Source organism: Thiocystis violacea, from assembly GCF_016583575.1.
GTDB classification, from domain to species: Bacteria; Pseudomonadota; Gammaproteobacteria; order Chromatiales; family Chromatiaceae; genus Thiocystis; species Thiocystis violacea.
Genome location: NZ_NRRG01000087.1, coordinates 1 through 10,719 on the forward strand (window position 1 = coordinate 1; position 10,719 = coordinate 10,719).

Here is a 10,719-nt window from a genome sequence, read left to right on the forward strand (position 1 = left end):
CGTGATGATGAAACGTCGCAACTTGTCACCTGCCGGGTGAGCCCTAGAATGGGCGTATTTTACCTCCATCCTCTTGTTATGTAACGGGAATTCTTGGAAGACGGTTCATTCAGTTCACGGAACCAGGTAATCCATTTGGCATCATCGTCGAAATCAAGGCTTAATTGTTGGCAAGCGCGAGTTACATCACGATAGCTTGTTTGACTCCACTCTTTATGTCGCGCGAAGGCAAGCGGGCTATTTCGCAAATAGTCATATGCAAACCAAGCCTGAACCAAAGGAGTGTCGTGCCCACCAGATCTCTCTGCTAATTCACTGAAATTTAGCCTAAGCGCCTGACGCCCCAAGTCGTTATAGGTAAAGTTCTCACAATAATCCATTATTTCAATGGCTTGCTGTGATGGAATCTTGGTTCCCTGCGATATAATGCATGTCGAAACGCCAATTGAGCAACCGATGCTCCATCCATACCCTGTAATGGGAATAATTACCAAGAAACCCAGAAATAAACGTTTCATCGAGCAATCTCCTTGTCTTCTTTGCAAGAAACTAAAATCGTAGTTTTCGATTTCGAGTCAGTTGAAATATCAGGAGGCCACGCGCATCAATAGGATTCGCATGTGTCCCGCCTCCAAGTATACGCATGACGCATTCGCTAACGGCAAGAATCGGGCATGCCCCCGCATGCTCAACACTTGGCAAGCAGGTTCAAGATAAACCTACGTACTATTTTAGAAACACCCGCCAGATGCCATGATTTCCGGCAACTGTTGCTTACGAATTTCGATAAATTTCTGAGGCCGTACATGGGTGGTATCGGATCAGGGCGGCACAGCGGCAGACCCACACTCGACAGCCGCTTCAGACTTGACGTGCGCTGGATGCACCGCGAGGGGCGCTTGCGTCCAGGTAGCGCAGGGACGCTTAGGTGGTCCTGTCGCGGAGCTGAGACGGGCTCGATACGTTACCAAGCTGAGCCTGGACGGCTGGTGCTGCTCTACAAGGTGCGGAACGAAGGCGCGTGGCGTGAGCACAGCGATCCCGTCACCATCGAGTGGCTGCCCTGTCACTTCGGCGGCCATCGGCCGTTGTTTCACTGCCCGCGCTGCGGGAGTCGAACGGGCGTGCTCTATGGTGGCGAGGTGTTCGTGTGCCGTCACTGCACCGGACTGTCTTACCAATCCCAGCGGGAGTCGGCCGGCGGACGGGCACAACTGCGCGCCGAGATACTGCGCGAGCGACTGGGCTGGATTCCTGGCGTCCTCGAATTCGAGGGAGGTAAGCCGAAGGGCATGCACTGGCGGACCTATGAGCGGCTGACGGTCCAGCATCGGGCCTGCGCTGGAATCGCGCTTGCCGAATGGGACCAGTGGGCCTTGAAGCTGCGCGCGGCCGGGCTTGATGACGAAGCAGACAGGTTGCTGTGATTCACAGCAAGTCGGAGCAATCCCGACTCATCCCGCAAGACTGGCGCCCGCCCGAGCCCGTCGCGCGCGTGACGAGGGCTTATTGGCTAGGTGTCGAATGCGATTCCGGAAACCAACGTGCGGGGCGAAGACGAGACGCGGCACGCGGTGCTTGTGCAAGCCCGTCCCCGGCTCGAAGCGCTGCAAGTTCCACGGTGGCGCCAGCACCGGGCCACAGACACCCGAGGGCAAGGAGGTAGCAAGGGCGAACCTCAGCAAGGCCAGCGCGGTTATCAACTCGCCTCTACATGCCGAGACCCGACGAGCGCGGTCAGTGAAGGGTTGGGAGACCCGGCGCAAGCGAGCGAAACAGGCTCGTGTGATGGCGGCCGCGCGGGCGATGGGCTTTTCAGCGTACTTGATCTCGATCCTGGAGAGGACGGGATGAGGGGCTTTATGTACGCCATATGCGCGGGCGCGTGATGGGCTTGCCGACGACTACCCTTAGGTTCATCTCGTGCGTGGCGGTGCCGTGGGTCAGACTCAAGCGGGCGGTATGTAGAGTGCGTGGAAGTGGCTGGTCTTAGTTATTGTTAGGGTCTGAATCATGGCGACAACAGCACAACAATCGCGCTATCGGGCGCGAGACGACAAGCAACTGGTACAGGTCCGACTTGATCCGGCGACCGTCGAACGGCTGGATCGGATGGTCCGGAAACGAGGCGCGAGCGGTCGAGCGGAAGTGATCGAGGGCTTGATGGCGATGGATGAGGCCGACCCCAAGCAATGCGCGCGGGAAGCCGTGCGGTTGTTACGCCTCTACTTCCAGGCTACCGGGAGTCGCGAGGCATTCACCAGACTGCCGGATGGGTCAACCGAGATGCGGATTCAGTACCGGCCCTGATCGGTGCGGACTACCCCAAGGCTTCGCGCGCGCGAGGAGTATACAGAAAGCTACAGCGGATGCGGTTGCTTCACGCATCGCGCGCGCGAGGGAACATCCACAATTATGGAATCACCCAAAGACGACTGGCTTCACGCTTCGTGCGCGCGGAGAGCTAGCGGTGAGAGGTCCAGGACTGCGCGGATGGATGCTTCACGTTGCTTGCCATCAATAGAGGGGCGCTATGACCCGTAGGCTCTTCCGCAAACCTTTTGGATTTCTTTTGCCCCGACAGGAGAAGAAACGGCGCGAGCATGCTTCGTGATGCATTCATCTTTGTTTTTTATCCCAAACCAAGATCCTTTCTTATTTTCGCATGAAAACTCTGAAGCTTGCTTCTTGCACTCGCTAATTACGGATTTCGCGGCCACGTCATTCTGAGTTCCGGCCATTTCCTCGATTATGCAGTCGCAGTAATCCGAGTAATCGAAGAATCCCGCAACATCTTTTATTGAACTGCCAATCCCAGACGACGCCTTATCGATAGATAGTGATGCTTTATCAGCGAAGGTGGCATGTTCCTCGAAATATTTACGAATGCGCTCCTTGTAGTCTTCCACGCTTTCACCCGGAAGAAAATTGTAATAGCCAGAAGGCACGACATCGCTTCCGTATTGATTTTTCATACTAGCTTCAGCGATTGTCGTTTCGTATTGTCTATCAATGTAATCAAAAGAAGAGCGCAGCGTTCTATCTTCTACGCTAGTTGCAGGCGGCAAGTAACTCGGGAGGGCTTGAGCAAAGGGCGTCAACTTTTTCTGTTGCGAAGAACCATTTGGGCACGGAAAGTCTTGATATGACATCATGCCATTCAATCCGCGACACTCGTAGTATTGAGAAAATGCTGTCGAATTGACGCAAACTAAACCGATAGCAAGTATCAGGAACTTTGAAAACATGGCGCTTTTTCCTCTATCCTTTGGCGTGATGAGGCACTCTACAAGTCATTAAGAATCAAGTGCTTGTGGTCAGCAAGTACAGCATCCATCACTGATAGGGCCATGCCTCGTAGAGTGCATGGGCTTGGGATTCGATCCCACCCCCATTGGTGGTTTGGCCGAGGCAGGCCATGAGCCACAAATCTTTGTCAACCGCCTAATGCCTGCGTGCCTTGAACGCATAGCCTGCGTAGGCAATGCCGTAGACAGCGCCACCGAAGGCGATGGATGTCGCGACAAATCTGGCCAGATACTCGGCGATGCCGTAGCTCGTCAGGGCTGTGATGTTCGAGACAGCAAGAATGAACAGCATCCAATAGAGCCAGGGGAGCGCGCGCTTTGCGGGAGAAATTTCCGAATTCATCCTGATTGTCCTGTCGAGAAACGATGACCCACACGAACAGCATAGCGCACACGCACGGGAGACGGGAAGGATACGGGTAGGGTTTGTTGCGCAGTACGCGCACGGATGGATGGGAGCTATCCGATAGCGCCCTCGATCAATAGCTAACGCCTATCGATGCCAGGGCTTTCGATCATGATTATTGATGGGACACGATGCGGGAGGCGGCATGACGATCCAGGTGCAGCGGACGAGACCACCACCACCTGCTGATCCGCCACCATGACCCAACCGACCCGCCCGCGAGGCGGGTTTTTTGCTGTGGGGCGCGCGGTCTGGTAGGACGGCGGGTTGTGAGGGGGCGTTATCAACCGCAATATCCTAGCGTTTTCTAACCTTGAATTCCTGTCGCTCGGTATATACAGTTCTGAGTGTCTGGAGTCGCTTAAACAGTGTAAAACTGACATTGTTTAAGTGTTAAAAGGCTGAATCCTGACAAATCAAGTATATACAAACATCTGTCAAACAGGGGATGTCGTTGAGCCTGATTCTGTCAACCAAAGTACGAGACAAGCTGGCGCTGAAGCATCACGTCACCGAAGACGAAATCATCCAGTGTTTTGCGAACCGTGCGGGTCGGTTTCTTTACGACACCCGCGAAGAACATCGAACAACCCCGCCGACACGTTGGTTTATTTCCGAGACCGATTTCGGGCGACGCTTAAAAGTCGTGTTCATACAACAGTCTGACGGCATCGAAATCAAAACCGCATACGAGCCGAACGAGACAGAGGTCAGGATTTACCAGCCCTACTGGTCGGTAGACACACGTTAGCGAGAGGCAGCTAAAATGACAGTGGACCGCAAGATCCCAGGGACCGACGAAGCTTGGGAACGACGTGAACTTGGCGTCGATGCCAACTTCGTTGCGGTCGCGGACGACATTAACGAAGACGAGATTGATCTGGCGCTTGAGCTTCAGCCAATCTCGATCCGGTTACAGAAGTCGCTGATTGATGACTTCAAGATGATCGCGCAGCTAAACGGCATCGGCTATCAGCCGCTCATGCGCCAAGTCCTGGTGCGCTTCGCGGATTGCGAAAAGAAGAAAATTCTTCGGCAAGCCGTGCGAGAAATGAAGCTGCGGCGTGAAGAAGATGCCGCCAGCGAAGAAGAGTCGCGATCTGGCACACACGGTTAGCCTGATAGCCATCAAACATAGCTACCTAAGCTAACCGAAAAAACTCAAACCCACCCCGCTCCGGCGGGGTTTTTTGTGGTCTGGAGTCTGAGTCTGAAATCCTTGCTCAAAACCCAATTGTTACCTATAGCGTCACCTAAAATTGGTTTCGGCAAAGAAAAAGGGGTTAGCCGATGAAGCTAACCCCCTGTCTTTATTGGAGCTGACGGTCGGATTCGAACCGACGACCTGCTGATTACAAATCAGCTGCTCTGCCAACTGAGCTACGCCAGCGAGGCGGAAATCATTGTCTAGTGGAATATCTAGACTTGGGGATGCAGAGTATATAACGAAATTGCGTCCAGAGTGGGACGCGCACGGCAACCGCCAGGTGGCGCCGTTGCTGGAGCACTTGGCCGAGCGGACCACCGAGAGCCTTCCAGGCGTTTTTAGCGTCTGGAGGAAACACAAGCGTATCGTTTTCTGCCCCAGGAGCGGCTGGAGTGTCATGGCGATTCTTCTGACCGCCGATGTGCCTGGTCGACGTCGCCGATTCTTGGATGGAGGGCGCGGGACGCCGGAGGCCAACGGCCTGATCGCCTGCGAATTCGAGCGGATCTGGCCAGGTGGAAATCATGATCGACTCAGCTACTCTGTTTTTTACCTTTGATTCCTGGAGCGTCCTGTCATGACCAAGACCCTTGGATACGCCGCCCATAACGCGACGGCGCCGTTGGATCTGTTCCACTTCGAGCGGCGCGAGCCCGGCCCGCGCGATGTTCAGATCGAGATTCTCTACTGCGGTGTGTGCCATTCGGATCTGCACACCGCCCGCGACGAATGGCACAACACCCTCTATCCCGTGGTGCCGGGCCATGAGATCGTCGGCCGCGTCACCCAGGTCGGCGCGGAGGTCCACGGATTCAAAGCCGGCGACCTGGCGGGCGTGGGCTGCCTGGTCGATTCCTGCGGTACCTGTCCCGAGTGCCGGGAAGGCTTGGAGCAGTTCTGCCCGAGCTTCACCCTGACCTACAACAGCCCGGATCCGTCTACCGGAAAGATGACCTATGGCGGCTATTCCAACCGGATCGTAGTCGATGAAGGCTTCGTGCTGCGGGTCTCCGAGAAGCTTGATCTGGCGGCGGTCGCGCCATTGCTGTGCGCAGGCATTACCACCTATTCCCCGCTGCGGCAGTGGAACGTGGGGCCGGGCCAGAAGGTCGGCGTGGTCGGTCTCGGTGGCCTGGGTCACATGGGGGTCAAGTTCGCCCATGCCTTCGGCGCCGAGGTGGTGTTGTTCACCACCTCTCCGGGCAAGACGGCCGATGCCCTCCGGCTGGGGGCGGATGAGGTGGTGATCTCGAAAAAACCCGACGAGATGAGGCGCCATCTGGCGAGTTTCGATTTCATCCTCGACACCGTGGCCGCGCCGCACGATCTGGATGCCTATCTGGAGTTGCTCAAGCGTGACGGAACCCTGTGCCTGGTGGGCGCGCCTGAGAACCCACATCCCTCGCCGACCGTGTTCAATCTGATCTTCAAGCGGCGTCGGCTCGCCGGTTCCCTGATCGGCGGCATTCGGGAAACCCAGGAGATGCTCGATTTCTGCGCCGAGCACGACATCGTCTCGGACATCGAGCTTATCCCGATCCAGCAGGTCAACGCGGCCTACGAGCGGATGCTGCGCAGCGACGTCAAATACCGTTTCGTCATCGACATGGCCTCGCTCAAGCCGGAGGGCGGTGGCGATTGAGAGACCGGCTGGCGTCGCCCGAGCGGATTGGCGCCTTCGGGAACGATCGTCCCCACTACCCGCGCTCAAGGCGGGTAGCAAGGACGAGCCTCGGAAGGGGCTAGCGGGTCAGATTCCAGTCCGTTTTTTCTTCGTCGCCTTCATCGCGATACCAACCCATCAATGACTTGCCGTCATCGACTACCTTCCACTCAAGATCGCCACGCATTTCCTCCCCACTCCCGACCTTGGGGCGTTCCCACCACTTTCCCTGAATGACCTGATCTTTCAAGACGGCTTCGATCTTGCCCGACTGCGTGACGTCATCGTCATCCATGTACTCATAAGTGCCCGTGATCTTGTCGCCCGATTGCTCAAGGAAAACCTCGTCGATCAGGCTGGAAAGCCATTTCCCGCTTAGGCTCGGTACTGTCGTTGGAACTGGAGCCGGAGTTGCCGGAGCCGCCGGGACTGTTGCCACCACCGGCGCCGCGGTTGGAGGTGCCGCGGCGCTGGCCGGGTTCTCCGACGCGGACAGGTGGCCAGAGGCGATCAACAAAACAATCGGAGCCAATGCAAGCTTGCGCATGATTCAAAGCCTCTCTTTCTCGGATCTTGGTTGGCGACCACCCGCGCGCGAACGTGACGGCTTCGCGACAGGGGGCGTTTCTTGGCAGGCGGTTCGTTTGACGGGTCCACCGCGCCCGGTAAGCCTGGCCGGGTGTCAAACGGCCGAGCTCATCATAGGCCGTGAGGTGGAGTGAAGCTCGGTCTCGGAGGTCAGCCGGCTCGACGATGGCCGATATTCGTGACGGGCGTCTCATCGGCTCCTGGTAGGACCGGAACTGTCTCGGTCCCAAGCAGCACGCCGCAGGCGCGCAGATCCGCCATCAGCGCCGAACCGAAAAGGATGACCTGTTCGGGATCCGGATGACCCAGCTCGGCGGCGATGCGGTTCAAGACGGCGCGACCGGTCAGCGCCGGTTCTTCCCCGAGGAGGATCAGTAATCGCTGTGTAACCCCATTGATTTCCAGGAAGGCGATGCGCTCATCCGGCGTGCGGTAGACGACCAGATGGGTCGGTTCCGGCGGCGGCGATTCGGGCTGGACGTCGGGTCCGAGACGATGGACGGGGAAACGGTAGGTCAGATTCCAGGCCAGCGGCGAGACCGCCGGATGGCCGAGCAATGGATCCCCGTCGGGATCGATGGTCTCGGGATCCGCCGACGCCTCGCTGTTTCGCAGTGCCAGTTCGACCCATTCGTAGTGCGCCAGCTCCAGCAGAAAGGGCGGATCCCTGGGATCGTCCCGGCGTACCGAGCCGAGGAAATCAAGAAATTCCTCCGGAAGCTCCGGAAACAGCGGTGACCTGGCGCGATGGCGCCTCAGGAAGTCCCAGATCAGCTCCCGCCAGTGCGCCTCCGGCAGGATTCGATGCAGCACCGGAAAGCTCCCGGCCAGCAGGGACGAGAGATTGTTGAAGACCAGATCGCGATAGATCGCCAGCCGACGTTCCTCGACATCGGCCGGCGCGGGCGCCGTCTCGGGGTCGCGCAGATGGGCGGCGAAGGCGAGCTGACGGCGGATGAAATCGGCTGGCTCAAGCACGGGCCAGACACCGTTCCGCTGGCCCGAGATGGGCCTGCTGGATGGTCCGGATTCGATCCACCTCCAACAGCAGGCTGTCGAGCGGCGGGAGATTGAAATCGCGCTCCAGCAGGGTCGGAAAGACCCCGAAGGTCGCGTAGGCCGTCCCGAGCAGATCCCAGACCGGATCGATCACATTCGAGCCATGGGTGTCGATGAGCAGATCCTCGGCCTCGACATAGTGCCCGGCGACATGGGCATAGCGGACGCGTTCGCCTGGCAGTTGGCGCAGGAACTCCACTGGGTCGTAGCGGTGATTGATGGCGTTGACATGGATGTTGTTCACATCCAGCAGCAGGTCGCAGTCGGCCTCCGCGAGCACCGCCCGGATGAAATCGATCTCGCTCATCTCCTGCCCAGGGGCGGCGTAATAGGAGACGTTCTCCAGGGCGATACGCCGTTCCAGGATGTCCTGCGCCTGACGCACGCGCTCGGCGACGTGCCGGACCGCCTCCCAGGTGAAAGGGATGGGGAGCAGATCGTAGAGTTGCCCCTCGTCGGCGCAGTAGCTCAGATGCTCGCTGTAGTCATGGATGCCGTGGCTGTCGAGGAAGGTCTTGAGGCGCCGCGCGAAGTCCAGATCGAGCGCGGTCGGGCCGCCGATCGAGAGCGACAGGCCATGGCAGACGAAGGGATGGCGCTCGGTCAGGGCGCGCAGACGGCGCCCATTGAGGCCGCCCAGAACGATCCAGTTCTCCGGGGCGATTTCGAGGAAATCGACCTGGGTTGGAGTCCGCTCGGCCAGGGCGTCCAGAAAGGCACGCCGCAGGCCGAGACCGGCGCCATGAAGGGACGTCGCGCGGCGCTCCATGGCGCGGCGTCGGGGCGGATCAGGTGGCGCCGCCGCATTTGCCTTCCTGACCCTTATCCTTATCGGAGCCGCACTTGCCTTCGGTGCCCTTGTCGGACCCACATTTGCCCTCGCCGCACTTGCCCTCGGTATCGGCCTCGGCGATGTGTTTGTAGCCGGCGTCCAAGGGCTGGGCGGCGAATGGATTGCCGGCGGCCTGGGCCAGACCCAGGGTGCCCAGGCCGCCGACGAGGGCGGCGCCAACCAGGGCGGCGGCGGGGGTGAGGCTGTGCTTGCTCATGCTGGTCTCCCGGAAACGGATGCTTGACGGATCGAGCTTGGGGCCTCGCGAGTGGTCGGCCACAAGGTTCAGGAGTTGGTTGCTTTGTTCCGGGTTGCAATCCCGTGAAGGGAAACAAGCCTTGAGGATTATCCAGAAAAGCCAGGCAAAATTAGCGGTTTTTCCTCCAATAGGCCCCGTCCGCCGCGGCTCGCCCTCAGGCATAGGCCGGTGCGAACGCCTGTTCCGGATCCTGGATCGGGCCGTTCTCGCCCCAGTAGGGCGAGAGCTTGCGCAGTTGGGCGATGATGGGTGGGATGGCGTCGATGACCCGCTCGACCTCGGCCAGGCTGTTGTAGCGCGAGAGCGAGAAGCGGGTGGTGCCGTGGGCCGCGGTGTAGGGGATGCCCATGGCGCGCATGACGTGGGATGGCTCCAGCGAGCCGGAGGTGCAGGCCGAGCCGCTGGAGGCGGCGATGCCGAGCTTGTTGAGCAGCAGCAGGATGGCCTCGCCCTCGATGTACTCGAAGGCGATGTTGGCGGTGTTGGGCAGACGGTTGTCCGGGTCGCCGGTCACGAAACAATGGGGCACGACGGCGAGAATGCCTTGCTCCAGGCGGTCGCGCAGCGCGCGGACCTCGTTGCGCTCCCGATCCATATGCGCCAGCGCCAGCTCGCACGCCTTGCCGAGCGCGACGATCGAGGCGCTGTTCTCGGTTCCGGCGCGTCGGCCGCGTTCCTGATGGCCGCCGCGCAGCAGCGGACGGAAACGGGTGTTGCGGCGCAGATAGAGCACGCCGATACCCTTGGGCGCGTGCAGCTTGTGGCCGGAGAGCGAGAGCATGTCGATGGCGCTGCTCTGAAGATCGATGGGGATCTTGCCGACCGCCTGAACCGCGTCGGTGTGGAAGAGCACCCCGGCGGCCTTGGCCATCTCGGCCATTTCCAGCACCGGGAAGAGGGTGCCGGTCTCGTTGTTGGCCCACATCACCGAGACGATGGCGACCCGCTCCGAGAGCAAGGCTTGGTAGGCGTCGAGGTCCAGCCGTCCCTTGCCGTCGACCGGCAGGTAATGAACCTTGTAGCCATCCTTCTCCAGGTTCTCGCACAGCGCTAGGATCGCCGGATGTTCCACGACGGTGGTGATGATCTCCCGGCGCTCCGGCTGGACCTTGAGGGCCGAGAGGATGGCGGTGGAGTCGGATTCGGTGCCGCAGGAGGTGAAGACGATCTCGGAGTCATGCTCCGCGCCGAGCAGCGCCTGGACCTGGGCGCGCGCCTGCTTGATCGCCAGACCGACCCGGTTGCCGAACTGGTGGATCGACGAGGGATTGCCGAACTGCTCGGTGAAGTACGGCAGCATGGCCTCCACGACCTCGGGGGCGACCATGGTGGTGGCATTGTTGTCGAAATAGATGCCTGAGATGGCGGCGGTGGTCATGGCGGTTCCTCGTTCTGGG

The 10,719-nt window shown here is 59.4% G+C and carries 15 protein-coding genes and 1 tRNA gene; 7 read left to right on the forward strand and 9 right to left on the reverse strand.

The window, feature by feature from the left end:
- Positions 1 to 59: 59 nt before the first annotated feature.
- A complete protein-coding gene (locus tag CKO27_RS22455) occupies positions 60 to 518 on the reverse strand; it encodes a hypothetical protein (protein ID WP_200377148.1) in 459 nt (152 codons plus the stop codon).
- Between the two features lie 471 nt (positions 519 to 989).
- Between CKO27_RS22455 and CKO27_RS22460 the strand changes: the two genes are divergently transcribed.
- The 3 genes from CKO27_RS22460 (at position 990) to CKO27_RS22465 (ending at position 2,310) form a co-directional block, all read left to right on the forward strand.
- Positions 990 to 1,427: a hypothetical protein gene (locus tag CKO27_RS22460; RefSeq protein ID WP_200377149.1), complete on the forward strand. Its 438-nt coding sequence runs from the start codon at positions 990 to 992 to the stop codon at positions 1,425 to 1,427.
- A gap of 97 nt (positions 1,428 to 1,524) precedes the next feature.
- On the forward strand, positions 1,525 to 1,854 hold the full coding sequence (locus CKO27_RS25405) for an HGGxSTG domain-containing protein (RefSeq protein ID WP_420825858.1): 330 nt from the start codon (positions 1,525 to 1,527) through the stop codon (positions 1,852 to 1,854).
- Positions 1,855 to 2,013: 159 nt separating this feature from the next.
- Complete coding sequence (locus CKO27_RS22465; RefSeq protein WP_200377150.1) at positions 2,014 to 2,310, forward strand: ribbon-helix-helix protein, CopG family; 297 nt, start codon at positions 2,014 to 2,016, stop codon at positions 2,308 to 2,310.
- A 221-nt stretch (positions 2,311 to 2,531) separates the two neighbouring features.
- Here the strand turns inward: CKO27_RS22465 and CKO27_RS22470 are convergent, their stop codons facing one another.
- Together CKO27_RS22470 and CKO27_RS22475 are read right to left on the reverse strand one after the other, a co-directional pair.
- Positions 2,532 to 3,248 (reverse strand): DUF4124 domain-containing protein, encoded by a 717-nt coding sequence (locus CKO27_RS22470; protein ID WP_200377151.1) that lies wholly within the window; start codon positions 3,246 to 3,248, stop codon positions 2,532 to 2,534.
- A 196-nt stretch (positions 3,249 to 3,444) separates the two neighbouring features.
- Positions 3,445 to 3,651 carry a hypothetical protein gene (locus CKO27_RS22475; protein WP_200377152.1) on the reverse strand — a complete coding sequence of 69 codons (207 nt, stop codon included), beginning with the start codon at positions 3,649 to 3,651 and terminating at the stop codon, positions 3,445 to 3,447.
- A 517-nt stretch (positions 3,652 to 4,168) separates the two neighbouring features.
- Here CKO27_RS22475 and CKO27_RS22480 point away from each other — a divergent pair.
- Positions 4,169 to 4,465 carry a BrnT family toxin gene (locus CKO27_RS22480; protein WP_242471079.1) on the forward strand — a complete coding sequence of 99 codons (297 nt, stop codon included), beginning with the start codon at positions 4,169 to 4,171 and terminating at the stop codon, positions 4,463 to 4,465.
- A 15-nt stretch (positions 4,466 to 4,480) separates the two neighbouring features.
- Positions 4,481 to 4,831: a hypothetical protein gene (locus CKO27_RS22485; RefSeq protein ID WP_200377154.1), complete on the forward strand. Its 351-nt coding sequence runs from the start codon at positions 4,481 to 4,483 to the stop codon at positions 4,829 to 4,831.
- 197 nt (positions 4,832 to 5,028) lie between these two features.
- Here the strand turns inward: CKO27_RS22485 and CKO27_RS22490 are convergent.
- Positions 5,029 to 5,104 (reverse strand) — tRNA-Thr (locus CKO27_RS22490).
- A 214-nt stretch (positions 5,105 to 5,318) separates the two neighbouring features.
- On the opposite strand from CKO27_RS22490, the gene CKO27_RS22495 reads away from it, so the two are divergent.
- Positions 5,319 to 5,480: a hypothetical protein gene (locus tag CKO27_RS22495; protein WP_200377155.1), complete on the forward strand. Its 162-nt coding sequence runs from the start codon at positions 5,319 to 5,321 to the stop codon at positions 5,478 to 5,480.
- 18 nt (positions 5,481 to 5,498) lie between these two features.
- Positions 5,499 to 6,563, forward strand: coding sequence for an NAD(P)-dependent alcohol dehydrogenase (locus CKO27_RS22500; RefSeq protein WP_200377156.1), 1,065 nt, complete (start codon positions 5,499 to 5,501; stop codon positions 6,561 to 6,563).
- Positions 6,564 to 6,663: 100 nt separating this feature from the next.
- Here CKO27_RS22500 and CKO27_RS22505 read toward each other — a convergent pair whose 3' ends face one another.
- From CKO27_RS22505 to nifS, 5 genes are all read right to left on the reverse strand, one after another.
- Entirely contained in the window at positions 6,664 to 7,131 is a 468-nt protein-coding gene (locus CKO27_RS22505) for a hypothetical protein (RefSeq protein WP_200377157.1), read from the reverse strand.
- Positions 7,132 to 7,322: 191 nt separating this feature from the next.
- A complete protein-coding gene (locus CKO27_RS22510; RefSeq protein ID WP_200377158.1) occupies positions 7,323 to 8,150 on the reverse strand; it encodes an HvfC family RiPP maturation protein in 828 nt (275 codons plus the stop codon).
- On the reverse strand, positions 8,143 to 9,000 hold the full coding sequence (locus tag CKO27_RS22515) for an HvfB family MNIO-type RiPP peptide maturase (protein WP_200377159.1): 858 nt from the start codon (positions 8,998 to 9,000) through the stop codon (positions 8,143 to 8,145). The genes CKO27_RS22510 and CKO27_RS22515 overlap by 8 nt, the downstream gene beginning before the upstream one ends.
- Positions 9,001 to 9,019: 19 nt before the next feature.
- The gene (locus CKO27_RS22520; protein WP_200377160.1) at positions 9,020 to 9,280 is read right to left on the reverse strand and encodes an HvfA family oxazolone/thioamide-modified RiPP metallophore; all 261 of its coding nucleotides are present in this window, start codon (positions 9,278 to 9,280) and stop codon (positions 9,020 to 9,022) included.
- 196 nt (positions 9,281 to 9,476) lie between these two features.
- Complete coding sequence (gene nifS, locus CKO27_RS22525) at positions 9,477 to 10,700, reverse strand: cysteine desulfurase NifS (protein ID WP_200377161.1); 1,224 nt, start codon at positions 10,698 to 10,700, stop codon at positions 9,477 to 9,479.
- Positions 10,701 to 10,719 lie beyond the last annotated feature (19 nt).

Coding starts and splice junctions, on each gene's coding strand:
- CKO27_RS22515 (WP_200377159.1), bottom strand. CDS start 9,000: ATGGAGCGCCGCGCGACGTCCCTTCATGGCGCCGGTCTCGGCCTGCGG.
- CKO27_RS22455 (WP_200377148.1), bottom strand. CDS start 518: ATGAAACGTTTATTTCTGGGTTTCTTGGTAATTATTCCCATTACAGGG.
- CKO27_RS22520 (WP_200377160.1), bottom strand. CDS start 9,280: ATGAGCAAGCACAGCCTCACCCCCGCCGCCGCCCTGGTTGGCGCCGCC.
- CKO27_RS25405 (WP_420825858.1), top strand. CDS start 1,525: ATGCGATTCCGGAAACCAACGTGCGGGGCGAAGACGAGACGCGGCACG.
- CKO27_RS22475 (WP_200377152.1), bottom strand. CDS start 3,651: ATGAATTCGGAAATTTCTCCCGCAAAGCGCGCGCTCCCCTGGCTCTAT.
- CKO27_RS22505 (WP_200377157.1), bottom strand. CDS start 7,131: ATGCGCAAGCTTGCATTGGCTCCGATTGTTTTGTTGATCGCCTCTGGC.
- nifS (WP_200377161.1), bottom strand. CDS start 10,700: ATGACCACCGCCGCCATCTCAGGCATCTATTTCGACAACAATGCCACC.
- CKO27_RS22465 (WP_200377150.1), top strand. CDS start 2,014: ATGGCGACAACAGCACAACAATCGCGCTATCGGGCGCGAGACGACAAG.
- CKO27_RS22500 (WP_200377156.1), top strand. CDS start 5,499: ATGACCAAGACCCTTGGATACGCCGCCCATAACGCGACGGCGCCGTTG.
- CKO27_RS22485 (WP_200377154.1), top strand. CDS start 4,481: ATGACAGTGGACCGCAAGATCCCAGGGACCGACGAAGCTTGGGAACGA.
- CKO27_RS22495 (WP_200377155.1), top strand. CDS start 5,319: ATGGCGATTCTTCTGACCGCCGATGTGCCTGGTCGACGTCGCCGATTC.
- CKO27_RS22470 (WP_200377151.1), bottom strand. CDS start 3,248: ATGTTTTCAAAGTTCCTGATACTTGCTATCGGTTTAGTTTGCGTCAAT.